The 18025-nt window shown below is 34.8% G+C and carries 19 protein-coding genes, 1 pseudogene and 1 riboswitch; all 20 genes and pseudogenes read right to left on the bottom strand.

The window, feature by feature from the left end; genetic code table 11:
• Window positions 1-11: 11 nt before the first annotated feature.
• Complete coding sequence (gene thiT, locus P6940_RS00940; protein ID WP_051211977.1) at window positions 12-563, bottom strand: energy-coupled thiamine transporter ThiT; 552 nt, start codon at window positions 561-563, stop codon at window positions 12-14.
• A 183-nt stretch (window positions 564-746) separates the two neighbouring features.
• Window positions 747-1922, bottom strand: a complete 1176-nt coding sequence (locus P6940_RS00935) for an NAD(P)-dependent malic enzyme (protein WP_038151413.1) — start codon at window positions 1920-1922, stop codon at window positions 747-749.
• A 195-nt stretch (window positions 1923-2117) separates the two neighbouring features.
• Window positions 2118-2894: an adenosylmethionine decarboxylase gene (gene speD / locus P6940_RS00930; RefSeq protein WP_028257190.1), complete on the bottom strand. Its 777-nt coding sequence runs from the start codon at window positions 2892-2894 to the stop codon at window positions 2118-2120.
• A 106-nt stretch (window positions 2895-3000) separates the two neighbouring features.
• Entirely contained in the window at window positions 3001-3495 is a 495-nt protein-coding gene (locus P6940_RS00925; RefSeq protein WP_277292918.1) for a metallophosphoesterase family protein, read from the bottom strand.
• A 1-nt stretch (window position 3496) separates the two neighbouring features.
• Window positions 3497-4087 (bottom strand): XTP/dITP diphosphatase, encoded by a 591-nt coding sequence (locus P6940_RS00920; RefSeq protein ID WP_277292917.1) that lies wholly within the window; start codon window positions 4085-4087, stop codon window positions 3497-3499.
• A complete protein-coding gene (gene rph, locus P6940_RS00915) occupies window positions 4065-4820 on the bottom strand; it encodes a ribonuclease PH (protein WP_338116620.1) in 756 nt (251 codons plus the stop codon). Before rph ends, P6940_RS00920 begins: the two co-directional genes overlap by 23 nt.
• Before the next feature lie 237 nt (window positions 4821-5057).
• Window positions 5058-6380: pseudogene (locus tag P6940_RS00910) on the bottom strand (histone deacetylase family protein).
• A complete protein-coding gene (locus P6940_RS00900) occupies window positions 6373-8001 on the bottom strand; it encodes a hydantoinase/oxoprolinase family protein (RefSeq protein WP_277292913.1) in 1629 nt (542 codons plus the stop codon). The pseudogene P6940_RS00910 and the gene P6940_RS00900 overlap by 8 nt, the downstream one beginning before the upstream one ends.
• A gap of 193 nt (window positions 8002-8194) precedes the next feature.
• A complete protein-coding gene (locus P6940_RS00895; RefSeq protein ID WP_028257196.1) occupies window positions 8195-8851 on the bottom strand; it encodes a coenzyme F420-0:L-glutamate ligase in 657 nt (218 codons plus the stop codon).
• Between the two features lie 15 nt (window positions 8852-8866).
• Window positions 8867-9406 carry a hypothetical protein gene (locus P6940_RS00890; protein ID WP_028257197.1) on the bottom strand — a complete coding sequence of 180 codons (540 nt, stop codon included), beginning with the start codon at window positions 9404-9406 and terminating at the stop codon, window positions 8867-8869.
• Window positions 9407-9420: 14 nt separating this feature from the next.
• Window positions 9421-10230 carry a glutamate racemase gene (gene murI / locus P6940_RS00885; protein WP_277292912.1) on the bottom strand — a complete coding sequence of 270 codons (810 nt, stop codon included), beginning with the start codon at window positions 10228-10230 and terminating at the stop codon, window positions 9421-9423.
• A 2-nt stretch (window positions 10231-10232) separates the two neighbouring features.
• Window positions 10233-10652, bottom strand: coding sequence for an acyl-CoA thioesterase (locus P6940_RS00880; RefSeq protein WP_277292911.1), 420 nt, complete (start codon window positions 10650-10652; stop codon window positions 10233-10235).
• A gap of 323 nt (window positions 10653-10975) precedes the next feature.
• Complete coding sequence (locus P6940_RS00875; protein WP_028257200.1) at window positions 10976-11323, bottom strand: YkvA family protein; 348 nt, start codon at window positions 11321-11323, stop codon at window positions 10976-10978.
• A 134-nt stretch (window positions 11324-11457) separates the two neighbouring features.
• Window positions 11458-12303 carry a hypothetical protein gene (locus tag P6940_RS00870; RefSeq protein ID WP_277292910.1) on the bottom strand — a complete coding sequence of 282 codons (846 nt, stop codon included), beginning with the start codon at window positions 12301-12303 and terminating at the stop codon, window positions 11458-11460.
• A 217-nt stretch (window positions 12304-12520) separates the two neighbouring features.
• The gene (locus P6940_RS00865) at window positions 12521-13288 is read right to left on the bottom strand and encodes an SDR family NAD(P)-dependent oxidoreductase (protein WP_277288365.1); all 768 of its coding nucleotides are present in this window, start codon (window positions 13286-13288) and stop codon (window positions 12521-12523) included.
• A 175-nt stretch (window positions 13289-13463) separates the two neighbouring features.
• The gene (locus tag P6940_RS00860) at window positions 13464-14249 is read right to left on the bottom strand and encodes a TSUP family transporter (RefSeq protein ID WP_277292909.1); all 786 of its coding nucleotides are present in this window, start codon (window positions 14247-14249) and stop codon (window positions 13464-13466) included.
• A gap of 135 nt (window positions 14250-14384) precedes the next feature.
• Window positions 14385-14690, bottom strand: a complete 306-nt coding sequence (locus tag P6940_RS00855; protein ID WP_277292908.1) for a YerC/YecD family TrpR-related protein — start codon at window positions 14688-14690, stop codon at window positions 14385-14387.
• Between the two features lie 293 nt (window positions 14691-14983).
• Window positions 14984-15802 carry a MetQ/NlpA family ABC transporter substrate-binding protein gene (locus tag P6940_RS00850; protein ID WP_277292907.1) on the bottom strand — a complete coding sequence of 273 codons (819 nt, stop codon included), beginning with the start codon at window positions 15800-15802 and terminating at the stop codon, window positions 14984-14986.
• A gap of 174 nt (window positions 15803-15976) precedes the next feature.
• Complete coding sequence (locus tag P6940_RS00845) at window positions 15977-16630, bottom strand: methionine ABC transporter permease (protein WP_028257205.1); 654 nt, start codon at window positions 16628-16630, stop codon at window positions 15977-15979.
• On the bottom strand, window positions 16611-17657 hold the full coding sequence (locus P6940_RS00840; RefSeq protein ID WP_277292906.1) for a methionine ABC transporter ATP-binding protein: 1047 nt from the start codon (window positions 17655-17657) through the stop codon (window positions 16611-16613). Before P6940_RS00840 ends, P6940_RS00845 begins: the two co-directional genes overlap by 20 nt.
• A gap of 52 nt (window positions 17658-17709) precedes the next feature.
• Window positions 17710-17808: riboswitch (SAM riboswitch) on the bottom strand.
• Window positions 17809-18025: the final 217 nt, after the last annotated feature.

The following is an 18025-nucleotide window of genomic DNA, read 5'->3' as shown; positions in this document are numbered from 1 at the left end:
AGAGTTATTCATTACGATACTCTTCGTAAGCCTTTTTTGATACTATTATAAACAATCAACAACACTATTATATTAATCAACGCATCTGGTAGCATATATGATGCATTATACACCATGGAATACATCCATGGATTTTCTCCTGCTGGTGCATAGGAAGCAAAAATAACAGCCCCACTCACCACAGAAGCGCACCATTTTAAGAAGCAAGCCAAAATACTCCCCATTACTAATCCTCTTGTGTTATCCTTAAAAAATCCTGCTACACCTACTATGCCATAAGCTACAAGATAATCAAGAACAATGCTCATAATATGCAAAGAAAATTTAAATCCCAAAATAAATGTAATAAGTCCATACGTAACCGATGCTAATATGCCAGCTTTTCCACCCCATCGATAAGAAAAAATTAATAATGGCACAAGGTTTGCTGCCTTTATGGCACCACCTTGAGGCATCTGAAATAACACTATGTAGTGAAGTATATAACTAATAGCAATTGCCATCGCTGCTTCTACTATCATTCTTGTATTCATTGTTTTTCCTGATTCTTGTATATGATTCATAAAACTACCTCCCTTTATATAATATAATTACTATCAAAAAAACTATAAACGTGTCAAATGAAAATCCACTTGACACGTTTATTATATACTTCATTGACTAAAGGTCGTCAATATTATTTTATATCTCTACCAAAACTGCCTACAACTAATTTACAACTATATTCAAATCACATGTATAAGCAATTATTGTTTTTTAGCTACCCCTGTTTCAATCGCAACTTTTGCTACCGCATCAGCTACTGCATCAGCTACACCTGGTTCAAATACAGAAGCTACTACATGATCTTCTGCCAAATCAGCGTCAGATACTAAATTACATAATGCATCTGCTGCTGCCAATTTCATTTCATCATTAATTTGTGTGGCACGTACTTTGAAAGCACCCTTGAAAATACCAGGGAATACAGCTACATTATTAACTTGGTTAGGTGCATCAGAACGACCTGTACCAGCCACACGCACACCAGCTGCTTTCATATCTGCATACGTCGCTTCTGGATTAGGATTTGCCATGGCAAACACAATAGCATCATCAGCTAAACTTTCTAAAATATCTTTTGTAAAAGCTCCTGCTGCAGATACGCCTAATAAAATATCAGCATCTTTAGCATTCTCTGCCAAATTACCATGCTTACTTTCTAAGTCTAATAAATCGATAAGTTCAGATTGTAACGAATCAAGTCGTTTATAATCTTTATGAAGCACACCCGAGCTCACTAACACCGTAATGTTACGAGCCCCTGCTAAGTATAATAATCGAGCAATATTAGCACCTGCCGCACCAGCTCCATTCACAACGATTTTAGCTGTAGCTAATTCTTTTTTTACTAAGCGCAAAGCGCCTTTTACAGCAGCTAGACAAGCGATAGCGGTACCGTGTTGATCATCGTGGAAGACAGGAATATCTAATTCAGCTTTTAAACGATTTTCAATTTCATAGCACTTAGGGGATGAAATATCTTCCAAATTAATACCTGCATAATTTTTTTGCAATAATTTAACTGTATTAATAAATACCTCAGGATCTTTTGTATCAATAACAACTGGAACACAGTCCACATCGCCAAATTTTTTGAATAATAACGACTTACCTTCCATAACTGGAATTGCCGCTGCCGCTCCAATATCACCAAGTCCTAATACGCGAGTACCATCAGAAATAACTGCTACCATATTACCGCGGCAAGTTAATTCAAAAGACTCTTCTTCATTTTCTTTGATTAATAAGCAGGGTTCTGCCACACCTGGTGTATAAGCTACTGATAAATCATGAGCATCTTTCAATTCATATTTACTAGTAACTGTCAAAAATCCCTGTAATTCTCTTTTTTTTGCAACTGCTTCTTCTTTAATATCCATACTGTCCCTCCTATGGATAACATTATCATAATACCATATTACATAAAGTCTAATTATATCTGCAACCTATGCATGTATTCTTATCTATTAGTATCTGTTTCTATTATACCTAACAAATTCGATTTAATCAATCTTTTTCGATTTAATTTATTGTAAACTGCTATTCTTATCGATAGATTCGGCCACTAGCAACTATTACATTTTAACAGATGGTAAATTTCTCCCATAAAAAATTTCACTCATCTCTTGCTTTAATTGTTGATTAATTGCTTTAAGTTCTTTAGGTGTTAAATCTTCTTTAGTAATACCAAATAAATAATTGTCTAAGTCATATTCTTTCAACATCATCTTAGTATGAAAAATATTTTCTTGATATACATTAACATCAATCATATTGTATTGATTACGTGTTTTGGCTGCAATATAGTTTTGAATTGAATTAATGCGATGATCAATATAGAGTTTCTTACCTGACATATCTCGTGTAAAGCCACGTACCCGATAGTCAAGACTGATAATATCTGAGTCAAAGTTATCAATTAAATAATTCAACGCATTTAATGGAGATATTTCTCCACAAGTAGATACATCAATATCTGCTCTAAATGTACTAATTCCTTTATGAGGATGACTTTCTGGATAGGTATGAACAGTTAGGTGACTTTTGTCTAAATGACATACTACATCTTTTTTTTCAAGTTCTTCTTCTGAAATCAAAATAGTAACACTAGCTCCCTGTGGATCATAATCTTGACTAGCTATGTTTAAAATATTCGCGCCAATAATATGAGATACTTCTGTCAATATAGCTGTCAACCGTTCTGCATTATACACTTCATCAATATATTTAATATACTCTTTTTTTTCTTCCTCTGTGCGAGTATAACAAATATCATATATATTAAAGCTTAGCGTTTTTGTTAAATTATTAAAACCATATAACTTCATTTTATTTTTTGATTTACCCGACATGCTTCACCTAACACCTTTCTCAATTACTTACCTTAACGTCTACTATACACCTTTACTACAACATTATATAACTTTTACCTATTAATCTATTATCATTGTTTGTACTTTATAGGTCATTCATATAATAAAACTTAACTGAAAATTTTTCTTCTTGATAGGTAACAATAGCAAATGTACCTCCACTTTTATCTCGTGGAAGTATGGGACTACCTGGATTAACATACAAACAATTTTGTCCCTCATAAGAGGCATGATAATGTGTATGTCCAGATACTACCAATGTGGCTCCCATAGCTTCACCTATATATAATAACTCTTGAATACGGTTATAATAGGGAATTTTATGCCCATATACCATATAAATATATGTATCTTCGAAAGGAATGAGTTGTTCTTCTGGTTCTAACGGCCTCTGTCTGTCATTATTTCCCCGTACTGCAATAACAGGTACATTCGTTTTCGTGGCCATATAACGCGCATCGTCACCCAGATCACCAGCATGTAACCACATATCGATATGCTTATCTCTAGTCTTTTCTAAAATTATATCAATTACCTCTCGATACCCATGTGTATCACTAATAACACCTATACGTCTCATATTACTCCATTTTTTCTATTTGCCCTATTAATTGGCGTAAGGCACGACCTCTATGACTAATCAATTCTTTTTCTTCTATTGTCAATTCTGCCATAGTTTTACGGAATTTAGGAACATAAAAATATGGATCATAACCAAAGCCTTCTGTTCCCTTTGGTTCATCTTGAATAATTCCATTACAAATTCCTTCCGCTTCATACATTCGACCATCAGGGTAAACTAATACTAATGCACATACATATTGTGCGCCTCGCTTTGACATAGGTACGCCTTGTAATTGAGAAATTAATTTTTGATTATTCGCCTCATCATCACCATGTTTTCCTGCATAACGAGCCGAATAAATTCCGGGTGCTCCATTAAGAATATCTACATCAAGCCCTGAATCATCAGCTAAACAAGGCAATCCACACGCATTCATATAATATAATGCCTTGATTTTTGCATTCTCTATAAATGTATTGCCATTTTCTATTGGATCTGACACATTAGAAATGTCACGAATACTTATACAATCAATTCCTAACCTATGAAAGGCTTCTTGAAACTCTCGAATTTTACCTTGATTCTTAGTTGCCAGCACTAATTTCATATACAGCTCCTACTTTTTCTGCTAACGCACCCAATGATTGTTTCTGATAACCAATCAACTCTGTAATCGCTTTTTCTGCCATATCTAGCAAAGAGTTTAATTCACTACGAGAAAATGTGCCATGTTCCCCGGTCCCTTGCAGCTCTACTAATCTTCCTGATTCAGTCGAAACAACATTCATATCAACTACAGCTTCACTATCTTCATGATAGCATAAATCTGTAATCAATCCATCCTGTCCAATCCCCACAGAGATAGCAGCTAAAAATTCTGTAACTGGAAAAATTCCATCTCCGGAAAAAATTGTATCAACCGCATCCACCAAAGCAATAAATGCACCTGTAATAGCTATGGTACGTGTTCCTCCATCTGCCTGAATGACATCGCAATCAATTGTAATAGTTCGTTCTCCCAATGCTGTTAAATCTACAACCGCTCGTAAGGCACGACCAATTAACCGTTGAATTTCTACAGTACGTCCTGTTTGTCTTCCTTTAGTAGCTTCACGACTAGTACGAGTCATCGTAGATCTAGGTAATAAAGAGTATTCTGCTGTCACCCAGCCTTGACCGGATCCTTTTAAAAATCGAGGTACTCGTTCTTCTACACTAGCGTTGCAAAGTACTTTTGTATTTCCACATTCAATGAGTACGGAACCTTCTGCATAGGTAGTAAAATTTCTTGTAATAGTAATAGAACGTAACTGTCCATTATCTCGATTATCAATTCTCATATTTTTTTCTTCCTTTATGTTTCTCATATCGTATAGAATTATTCTATCACGTTCTACTACATGATTCTAGCATAGGCAAATATATTCTACCTCATGGCCTACTTCTATAGCGAGTCAATTGTATCATACTAAGATACAAAATATACACTATATGCTTCTAATATAATGCACAAGTTACCTATTACTTTATAAATCAGTCATGATGATATCATATAGCAAACATAATTTTTCTTATAATTAAATTTCTTCTTGCCCTACGCCCATGGGATCAACAATCACATATCGCTGTGCATTACCATATTGTTTTTCTTTCAGTATCACATCATACGCATCATCTCTACATTTTTTATTCGCTTGCCAAGGAATAAACATCGCATATACTGATTGATGTCCATATGGCCCTCCTCGGCCAGTACTCATAATACTATGCCATCCCGTGCTATTATGATACATACGAACTACTTCACTCCTCGTTTCCCTAATGCCAGATTCATCATAATAGATCTCTCTCGTATTTTTCCAATAATCCCCTGTATCGACACTAACATTTTTTTGTAAATTATGGCGATCATCCCATTGTAATTTCCATTTATCTATCAACATATCAATATAGCGAGTAACATCCGCACTTTGCCCATATAGGTCTTTATCAAAAGCTGGTTCAATAACTTTACTATAATCAAGTCCTGCCATAGATAATATAATAGCGGTATTAATATAAGGTAATGCATCCTGTACTGAGTAGCCTCCTTCTAATACTGCAATATCTGCATCTAGTATATCAACCAGCTCCGCATAACCTTTAGCCATTACATTCATATTAGCAAGAGGATCACTAAAGTGATTATCTTGCCCTGCAGAATTAATGATAATTTCCGCTCCAAAATCATGAATCATCGGTAACACAAGCTCTGTCATCACTTTTTTTAGTCCCTCATCGCCAGTGCCTGGGGGCAATGGAATATTAACAGTAGCGCCAATTGCTTGAGGTCCTCCGAACTCATTCATAAAGCCTGTACCTGGATATAACGTTCTTCCATCTTGATGAAATGATATATATAGTGTATCAGGATCATGATAAAAAATGTCCTGAGTTCCATCTCCATGATGTACATCTGTATCGACAATAGCAATTTTTTGAATGCCATATACCTTTCTAATATGTTGGACCATAATCGCTTCCGAATTAATAGTACAAAACCCACGTATACCATGAACGATACTCATCGCATGATGTCCTGGTGGTCGTACCAAAGCAAATGCCCTACGCACGTCTTTTGAAAGAACACTATCAGCGGCTACTATGGCTCCACCAGCAGATATTTGATGGGCTGGTGTTACCCAATCTTCTAAACTAGGTACACCTACATGAACTTATTCAATGCTATCATAACTAGCAACAATAGGATTATATTCACGAATGGCTGGGTGATCTAGTAAACCTTCTTCTTCAATTTGATTACGCGTATACAATAATCGTTCTTGTCGTTCTGGATGTGTGGACGATATTTTCCAATCAAAAGCTGGAAAAAATATAAGACCTAATTCTGATTTATACATGCATACATACCCCCGATTGTAATTGAACTTTTACAGTAATTAGTCGGTTCATTGAGTGCCAATCATCTATGATAGGAAAATCCTCAACGCTGACAATTTCACCGGGAGAGTTTTCGTCTAACTGTAATCGTTCCGCCTCTTGTTGTAAATAAAAAAATACTCTTTTTATCACTTCATCATTGGTATTCATCGTTACATTATTTTCAACAATACCTAATTCTGGCACTACTAATGTTTTCTTTTTAGTATCAAGGTGTACTGTTAATTCAACAAAACTTCTTGATACAGCGGCGCCAACTGCATTAGCAACAGCAGCAGATGGTGGTATATGTAAAGGCAATTTCATGGATTCACTTATAAATCTACCCAATGATTGTGCCGTTCCCCCTACCACTGTGAGTTGTTCTGGTATAAATCGATCTGGATTAACAATATCACTGACAACATAAATAGGTCGCTTATTTTCTTCTTCTACCACAGAATGAATAGCATCTTCTATAACTGTCACTGCTTTTGTTACAATTTTTTCTGCCATGGTTTGCTCATCAAAGCCTAATTGATGTCCCAATGTTTCTATGGCCGCTCTAGCTGCTTTCTCATCACCATAATTGGCTTTTCCTAATACAATAAGCGCATCTCCCAATGTGGGGATAGTGCCTCCTAATGCCACTGAAGGTCCTTGGCGGAAAGGTCCTACACGTACCTTTCCATCATGAATTGATACAGCCGATTCTCCTCCAATCCCCACAGATTGCACAGAGAATCCGCGTACCGCACTAGGGTATTCTCGAATAGTAACACCATGTTTTCTCATGAGTGGTCTGCCTTCTCGCCATAAGGATATATCAGTGGTCGTTCCACCTATATCAAGGGCCACTGTCATCTTAGTTCCCATATTATCGAGAGCCATTAATCCCAAAATACTCGCAGCAGGTCCTGTAAATACAGTTTCTACAGGGCGTTCTATCATCGTATCGATAGGTAATGACCCACCATCGGCTTTCAAAATATATACTGGCGCTAATAATCCTCGCTTTCTCAAAGCCTGTATAACAGTTTCCTTAAAATTTTTAAATGTAACGTAAACAGCACTATTAAAATAAGCACTCACTGTCCTTCTAGGAAAGTTTAAGGTTCCACTTAACTTAGATCCTTCTGATATGTATTGATAGTTATGCATCATTTCACTAGCTAACGCTTTTTCTTCAGATGGATTCCTTACAGAAAACTTTCCAGATACTGCGGCTACCCTATGTGAGGCGGCGCTAACAACTAATCCGTGTGGTTCAACTACAATACCTCGATGATTCGTATATCCAGACACCAAAATAGGCTTCGTAGGTAATGTGTCGGATACATTCATACCAGGTCCAGCTATAATATACAAATCAACAGGCTCTTCTTGTTTCTGAATCACTGTATTGGTAATCACTGTGGTCGACAATGTAATTCTATCAATGTCCACAGCCCGTATATCTTTTAAGACAGTATCCAAAGCAGACAACAACCCCTGCATAATATTATCATGGGTAGTTCTACACTTTGATGTAGCTGCAATATGTCCTGAATCTATCAGTACAGCATCAGTAAATGTACCGCCTATATCAATTCCTAATAACATATATTCATCTCCCATTTAGCTAACTATTTCAAAACTATCATGTAAGACATATATACTACAATAGATGCATCATAAAACACCTAAAAGTATATATGATACATAGTATCTATGCAAATAATCACAAAATCTATGCACAAATAATGCGCCTTATGAAGATGCTTCACAAGACGCATTATGGTAACAAATCACTCTATCATCTACTGCTTCGCGATACAGAAGCATAATTTTTTATAATAACAATTGGAGTCATTTGACTATCATTGCCAAATGGATTGTCGATTAGAATTTTAGCTATTTTATTTGGATTCATGCCACGGCTAGCACCTAATACAGCAGAACGTTTTAAATCATTTACATCTGCCACAACTGCTCCATAGCACCCTGTACGTTGTACAATTTTTTCAGCAACTGCATTCGGATTCTTAGGGCCATATACAATGTGCTTATCAAATGGAGGCATAGTACCTGTCACATCATCGGTCAATGAAGCTTGACGAGCCAATTGATAAAATACGCCATTTTTTTTAAATAATTTAGCAACTGCCCCTGCCAAAAAAGCAAACATCGTTTTCCATTTGCCTTCTAATTCCATAGCGGCCTGCATACCATATACAGAACTCATAGAACCATCTGCTGGTATAAATCGACATAATAACCTAGCTTGCCAAGAAGGTGTTAGTTCTTCTGGTCGTGTCATACGACCTTGTGTAATGGCAACCACTGATTCAGCCACACAAACAATATCTTCTGGTCCAATTTGATCGCCTCCAAACTGGACAATCGCCTCTATAATATCATCTTTTTCAGTAAGAATGCGCGTAGGCACTGGAAGTAATTTCAACTCTGTCATTATTACGTTCCTCCTTTATTGGTGTAATGCGTCCTGTAGTTCTTCAGATGTTAACACTAAACGATTTTTAGCAATATGCCAGTCACTACGGCCAACTACTTGGTATACGATATCGATATTCATATCTGGAAATCCTATTAAATCCTTCTTTATATTTCCATGAATGCCGGTAATTATTAATCGCAATCTAACCATACCACCTTGTCTTGGTTCAATGATAGTCGCTTCCCAATATCCATCATGTCGTTCATGATTTGCATCTGTTGTCCAAGATTCAATATGTACATTATCGAATTGTTCTTGTGGTAATAAATGGCGCGGATACAAATCCATTATAGTACCATTTTGTTTTCCTTTATTAACAAATGGAATATCACAAACTAAGACAACTTTATCAAAGCTAATATCTTCTACAACAAATGGAGAACGCCGTTTTACCAACATCGTGATACGTTCATTTCCTTGTTGCACACAATAAAAACGAAATGCCACATATAATATGGCTATAATTAAAATAACAGCAACTACTATATTTAATATAGTATATAATAACATAACGTTCCACTCCTTTATAAAGTTATTTTTTCTACTGAAAATTCTGTAGGATCAATAAATTCACTGGCTAACTCAGATGCTAATTGTACATCTTTTGTAAAGTAAATATGAATAGTCCCTTTTGTTGCTTGCCTATTAACCAACTGATTATCACTTAATACCCGTCCTACTAAATCCGCCGTTTCATAGGAAGGATCAATAAAAAGCACTTGTCCATCTGTTATTTTTTCTAGTAAAGTTGTAATAAATGGATAGTGTGTACAGCCCAATACCACTACATCTATTTGTTTTTCTATAATAGGAGCAATATATTTCTTAGCCACCGTTTCTACAACAGCATCTGACAAATGCCCTTTTTCAATAATATGAGCTAAATCAGGGCATGGCTGCTCCCAAACCGATAATTGAGGTTCAATTTCTAAGGCTACATGTTTATGAATATGTGTTTGAACTGTAGCCGCAGTCGCCATAATGCCTATAATATTTGTCTTTGTCTTTTGTATGGCTGTTTTCACACCTTGACACACACCAACAATGGGGCACGAAAATTTAGCTCGCAAATCATCTAAGGCAACCACTGTAAATGTATTACACGCTACAACCATCATCTTTACGGGAACGGTTGCTAAAAATGAACCAATATGACAAGCTAAACTTGTTATTTCCTGATAAGGCCGATTCCCCACAGGATTATTAAGGTTATCACCTATATATATAAAATTTTCATTAGGAAATGCCTCTTTCAAAACTTTTAATACAGAAAGACCACCTATCCCTGAGTCAAATACACCAATAGGCCACTTGGTTCTGTCATCTATCATCATATCTATATACCTGTCTCACATTCAATTAATTTAACTAATGGCTTATAAAATATATCTGGTAATCGAATAATTTTACCACTAGACTTTGATGAAAACGCGTTTTGAGTTTCCCCTACAGCTAATACCCTGCCATCTTTCTTGCGAATAATTCGATAGGTGAATACCATTTGTGCCTTTGTCATCTTTACTAACCGTGTTTCTATTATCAATTGATCATCAAATTTAGCTGCCTCTTTATAATGACAGTTAATTGATAGTATAGGAAATACAATATCCTTATTCATCATATCCCACAATTCGATTCCAGCATTGCGAAAAAACTCTATGCGAGCCATTTCAAACCAGCGTAAATGATTTGTATGATGGGCTATTTCCATCATATCCGTTTCATAAAATTGAACTCTAATTGGTATATTTAACATGTGCATCGTCCTTTATTTAATACTGTATGACTTATTGTAGACCTATTACTTCTAGAATGTCAAATAACACTACTAATATAAAGTACTGCCTATACATATCCATTAGCTTCTAATCTATTCAACAAGAGTAGTATGTACCATAGCCAATTTCCACTATATAAAGTCTATTACTTCATATAAAACAATGCACATAATAGGCGTATATAATAGCACTACAAACCGAGTAAATACTATATATACACCCCTTATGTGCATCACTATATTATTATAACTCATCATATCAACAACAGTTAACGGGGTATGCTGTATTACTAGATCTCATATTAATCATCATTTTCCCCAAAAGGTATTCGTTTTTCAGCTTTTTCTCTATGAACTGGTTTTATATATTTACCAGCCACTTTAAAAGCTAATGAAATTACCGCTAAGTCATCAAGCCAACCAACACCTACAAGTGCATCTGGTATCATATCGGAAGGAAGAATCAAATATCCTAATGCACCAGCCAATACAGCTTTTACATATTTAGGTGTCTCTTCATCTCGAATACAATAATACAAGACCAATGCTTTCCTAATAAAAGCTAAATTTTTTCCCATATTTGATACAAAATGAATAAATTTTGCATTAGAGAAATATTTGCCATATTTAATAATCTTTATTGGATTCATCAACAATACTTCACTTTCTCATATAACATACATATCTATACTTATTAAATAAGAAAAGAATCTATCTATCTTAAACCTATTCCATCATACTATAGAAAATATACGTTATCTTCATCTACTTTACATAGTATATACTACTTATCTTTAAAAGGCCGTGTTACTTTTTCCACAACATCAGCAGCTGTATCATGTACCTTATAACGTGCTGATTCGGCCACTTCATTAAGAGTATTTCCAATATCAGTACTCATCACTTGTTTTTTTACAGCTGATACTGTTTCGCTCACAGCAGACCCTTCTAATGCAGCTTTAGGCCCCTTACTAACTGCTGTTGCTAGTCCATTAATTGTATGAGCTACTGCATCATGTGTTTTAAATCGCACTGACTCAGCAGTATCTTTCAGAGATTTTTGGAATTCTGGTGTATTTAACTCATCAACAGTAGTTGCTATTCCCGCTACAGCTGATACGGCTTGACTGCCAAAAGAAACTACTTTTTCCATCGTCTCTGGTGACATACTAGCTTTTATATCATTTACAATATCATAGCACATAGCCTTACCTTCGCTAATCCAATTCTTTAGCATAGGAATGTATCGTTCCACATCATTAGGCATGCCATCCTTAATCCAAATATGAGCTACTTTACCTAAAGCATATGTCAATCCAACCGCTACTGGCATACGACATACTTTAAATGGCAACGCTAGGCTCACCAATGAACCTGCACAAGCCACGCCTAAACCAGCAACTAATCCAGAGATAGCACCTTTTTTTAAGTTCACATTATATACTCTAGCCAATGATGTAATCATATATGTATTATTGCCTATTAATGCAGGCACACTAAACGCTGGAGACATGGCAAATATGCCTGCTCGACCAGCTGCCCAAAATATAATTTTTTCTGCTCTATATTCTTTATCTTCACTACCACTTTCCATAAATGTTGTGAGTGTTACATTTTTATTTTCTTCCATCGACACGCTCTCCTTTAATTTTGACTTAAAAAATCATATGTTGTGCTGTCAGAAGACTTCTCCTCTTTAATAATTCGACATGATACCTCTAAATTCCTCTTACATATTAATGTCTATATACAAATTATTATATTTCTATTTTATCACAATTACTCCTAAGTGATAATGAAAATTTAAGAATATACTCTATAAGTTTTATATTCAATAGACAACTCGATTACCAACTAGTTAATCCGCCATCTATTGTCCATGCTGCACCAGTCACAAAAGAAGCCTTATCACTTAATAAAAATGCAATAACTTCCCCAATTTCATGGGGTTTACCAATTCTACCCAAGGGATAATGCATAGCCATTTCTTCTCTTGCGACATCAATATTCTGATTGCTATTAGCAAGTTGTTTAGCAACTAATTGCGTATCTACATCACCTGGGCAAACACAGTTAACTCTTACTCCATGTGGTGCTAATTCTAACGATAAGGATTTAGTAAAGCTTACAATGGCCCCTTTTGAAGCTCCATAAATAGAACAGGCTACATTGCCTTGTAGACCCGCATCACTAGAGATGGTAACAATACTCCCCTTGGCACTACGAATATATGGTAATACGGCTTGACATAAGAATATGGTTCCTTTTACATTCGTACCGAACATACTATCAAATGAACTTTCTGTTACATCATCCAACAACATTTCATCATAAACGCCTGCTGCTGTCACTAATGCACCAATACCACCGAAATAATCTACAGTCTCTTGTACAATTTTCTGGCAATCCGCTATATTGCTTACATCGCCTTGCACAAACTTTACCTTCGAAGAATATCGTCGTAATTTAACTAATGATTTTTGTCCTTCTTTTTCATTACGTCCGTTAATAACAACGCACCAACCAGCTTTTAATAACAGTTCTGCTGTCGCAAAACCAATTCCTTGGGTACCTCCACTAATCAATACAACTTGATTATCACTTGTTTGAGCCATAGATTCACCTCTTTATATTCGCTACTCTATAGTCTAGTCTATTACTTATTTTTACAAAACTATTAAAATCTACAATATAATGAATAAATCACTATACTGAAAGCAGCAATCATATATCTCATTGTTCTATCGTCGTACTGATCGATAAAAACTACTATACTATATATTCTTAGGACTATAAATTAACAAAATAATCATATATTAATTTAACTAACATACAAGTAGTTGTTAAAATAAATACGGCTCTCACCAATGAAGAGCCTTTTGCAATGGCCAATCGTGCTCCTAATGTAGCACCAATGATTTGACCTAGTGCGACAGATAATCCGAATAAGAAATTTACATATCCTAAGGAAATAAAAACTACCAATGATGCTAAATTACTAAAAAAATTTAATACTTTAGCATTACCTGCTGCATGTAAAAAATCAAATCCTATACAAATGAATCCCATAATTAAGAATGTACCTGTACCGGGGCCTATAAATCCATCATACATACCTATTAGAAAAGCAATTGCCATACAAAGATATAGAATTAAACCGTTTGCCTCGTGATACGTACTAGTAGTACCCCAGTGCTTATTAGTTATGACAAACATCATAACTGCTACCAATAAAATAATAAGAATAGGCTTTACATATAATGGAGGAATGGAGATCACTAATAGTGTGCCTATCATAGAGCCTATAAAAGTAAATGGTAATAATCGTTTAATTAAATGATAGTCTACCATCTTATTCCTTAAAAATGCTATAGAGGCTGAAGCAGCTCCAAAAATACTACCTAATTTATTACTACCTAAAGCGACACTGGGAGAAACTCCGGTCAATAACATAGCTGGCACAGAAATCAGTCCACCTCCGCCAACTATGGAGTCTACAAAGCCTGCAAAAATGCCCACTCCAAATAACAGTAAGACTGTCATATATGGTATATCTATCATTCCTAATAATTCCATCAATCATTCCTTCATACTTAATTTTTACTTTATCAACTACTAACTCAATTACATATCTTACACTAGAAAGAGGGCTAATATTATATTTTCATTGATTCGATTGAGTCGCTTCTACTTGTCACATAGTTGGCAATTTCAACGTATGCTTTTCTCCTCTATTCTATCTAATACCAATTGATATCCATCTGCCCCATATAGTAAAGATCTTTTTACACGACTAATTGTAGCAGTACTAGCACCTGTCTGTTCTACAATTTCATCATAACTTTCACCAGCTTGTAGCATATGCGCCACATGCAACCGTTGTGACAAAGATTTTAATTCATTCACAGTACAAATATCTTCAAAAAAAGCATAGCATTCTTCTAACGTAGTAAGACTCAGGATTGCTTTAAATAATTGGTCATTCATAGAATTTTTTAATTTTTCATTTATACTCATGACGATTCTCCTTTACCAAACTAAATTCATTATAGTACAGGTCTAGAAAATAATAAATACTTTCTCATACACTATTATAATAACTTCATCTTATCATTAATTTTCTAGTTTCACTACACGACTATCATTAACATAGTATATGATTAATATATGCGAAAATCAAATTATCGTTTCTTTTAATAAAAAACAACTATTACTAAACCTATGTCTAGTAATAGTTGCTATATAGTACTATCAATTCGTCTAAAAAAAGTTAACCAGTAATATCTTTGATTTAATACTATCTTCTTCTATTAAAAGCCAGTAATAATCGACCCTTTAAATGTTTCTGCTACAAATTGTTTAACTAGTTCTGACTGATAAATAGAAATTAATTTTTTTACTGTTGCATCATCTTTATTTTCTTCACGAACAGCAAATATGTTAGTATATGGTGAATCTTTACTTTCTACCAACACTGCATCTTTTAATGGATTTAATCCTGCATTTAATGCATAGTTAGTATTAACTGCTGCCACATCTACATCATCTAAAGAACGAGGAATTTGTGCTGCTTCTAATTCTTGAATTTTTAAATTTTTAGGATTTTCTACAATATCCACTACTGATGAAGTTGGAGAACCACCATCTTTTAGGGCAATTAAACCAGCTTGTTGCAATAATAATAAAGCCCGACCACCATTAGTAGGATCATTCGGAATAGCTACTGTAGCACCAGATCTAAGGTCTGATAAATTTTTATATGTATGAGAATATAATCCCATTGGTAATAAAATTGTTTTTCCTACATTAACTAAATGTAACCCTTTATCATTTACCATATTATTTAAAAATGGTTCATGTTGATAGGAGTTAATATCGATTTCCTTGTTTTCTAAGGCCAAATTAGGTTGAATGTAATCATTGAATTCAACAACACTTACTTTTAAGCCCTGTTTCTCCGCTTCTTTAGCGACAAAATCCATAATTTGTGCATGTGGTCCAGCAGTAACACCTACAGTAATTTCTTTTTTAACTTCTGTAGATGAAGTGCTAGTACGATCACTACTACAACCACCTAGCACAACTGCAAATGCTAGAATTATCATAAAAATAACTGTTAATTTTCTCATATCTCATACTCTCTTTCTATATATTCTCAATTATATATAAATTATGATATAACTTTCTTCATTCATTGATACTTCATACGACAACGATAAAACGTACATATATCTTGCTATCTATTAGTATCATAAGTAATATCACTCATAATAGTAAGCCGTCCCCATTCAGCTGAATTCTATTTATTTTTTATTCATTTTTTTCGAAAGACCATCGCCAATCATTTGAATAACTTGAACTAAGATAACTAAAATGATAATGGTTGCTAGCATAACATCCCCTTGGAAACGTTGATATCCATATCGTATAGCAATATCACCTAATCCACCGCCGCCAATAGCACCAGCCATAGCAGAATAACTGATTAAATTAACAATTAATACAGTAATATTATCAATAATAGTCGGCAATGCTTCTGGCAATAACACTTTCCATACAATTTGAAGTGGAGATGCTCCCATAGATTGCGCCGCTTCAATGACGCCGAACTGAATATCTTTAATAGATGTTTCAACTAATCTAGCTAAAAAAGGAATTGCTGCTAATGTTAATGGAACACAAGCTGCAGTTGTCCCAATTGATGTACCGGCCACTAAACGTGTAAAAGGAATAATAGCTACCATTAAAATAATAAATGGAATGGAACGAGTTGCATTAATGATAATGCCCAATATTTTATTAATACCTATATTTTCACAAATATGATTTTTTGAAGTAATGACTAGTATAACACCCAAAGGTATGCCTATTAACATGGCAATAACAGTAGAGATAATAGTCATCTGCAAGGTTTCTCCTAAGCCTTGTATCATCAACTTAATTATTTGCTCTGACATATCCCAACACCTCGCTTCCTATTGGTAACTCATCAATATATGCTAATGCACGTTTAGCATCATTAGGATCTCCATTTAGGATTAAAATCAAGCGTCCAAAACTTTTATCTTGAATATAATCAACGCCACCAAATAAAATACTTACATCCAAGTCAAATTTTCTCACCAATGATGCCACTAACGGTTCATCCACTTGATCTCCTGTAAACTTTAATTTTACTAATGGTGCTGTCCCATCCTGCCATGTATCGTGTAGATCTAAATGAGCTAATGCTTCTGGTGGTAAATTATCATTTACCGCAGAACCAATAAATTCTTGTGTAGTGCGCTCTTGAGGATTAGTGAATACATCAATACTAGAACCTTCTTCTAAAATGGTGCCCCCTTCAATGACTGCTACTCTATCACATATTTCACGAATTACTTGCATTTCATGCGTAATTAATACAATAGTAAGTTTTAATTTCTCATTAATATCTTTTAATAATTTCAAAATTGATTGTGTTGTTTGCGGATCAAGCGCAGATGTTGCTTCGTCACACAGTAACACTTTAGGTCCACTAGCCAATGCTCTTGCAATACCTACACGTTGTTTTTGTCCGCCAGACAATTGGGATGGATAATTATCCAACCGATCACTCAATTTAACAATATCAAGAATCGGAAGAATTCTTTCACGGATTTCACTTTTACTAAGCCCTTGTAATTCTAAAGGGAACGCTACATTATCATACACTGTACACGACGATAATAAGTTAAAATGTTGAAAAATCATCCCAATATGTTTCCGCTGTTCACGTAGATCCTTTTCACTTAATTTTGTTAAATCTACGCCATCAACAATAACTGATCCTGATGTTGGTGTTTCCAACATATTGATGCAGCGAATCAATGTAGATTTTCCTGCACCTGATTGTCCAATAACGCCATAAATTTCACCTTCTTTAACAGAAAGGTTAATATCTTTAAGTGCTTCTACTCTAACTGCACCATCATAGATTTTACTAATATGTTGCAATTCAATCATATCTACACCCTCCTTCATAACTAAAAAAACTCTTCAAATGAAGAGTAATTAATCTTCATCTCTCGGATATTCCGTGGAATTGGCACCGTTCTATGCTAGATGGTTGCCGCGACTTCATAGGGCCAGTCCCTCTGTCAGCTCTTGATGATATCTTTATATAATTCTATCAATGTGTAAATAATAGCATTCTTATAAGCGACATGTCAATTTAATTCAGCATTCATGCCATTGTTAGTTTGTATGGTTAGATATAGTCTATACCTATATCGTTATCTATCTCTCATATCTAGGAATTGATATAGGGAGACCAGTAGCGAGCTTATACATAATTAAATGCCATAGTCATATACTACTCCAAGCCTATAATA

This window comes from Veillonella montpellierensis, from assembly GCF_947090115.1.
Classification (GTDB): Bacteria; Bacillota; Negativicutes; order Veillonellales; family Veillonellaceae; genus Veillonella; species Veillonella montpellierensis.
The sequence above is the reverse complement of the archived record's forward strand: the minus strand, read 5'-3'. Positions and strand labels throughout refer to the sequence as shown.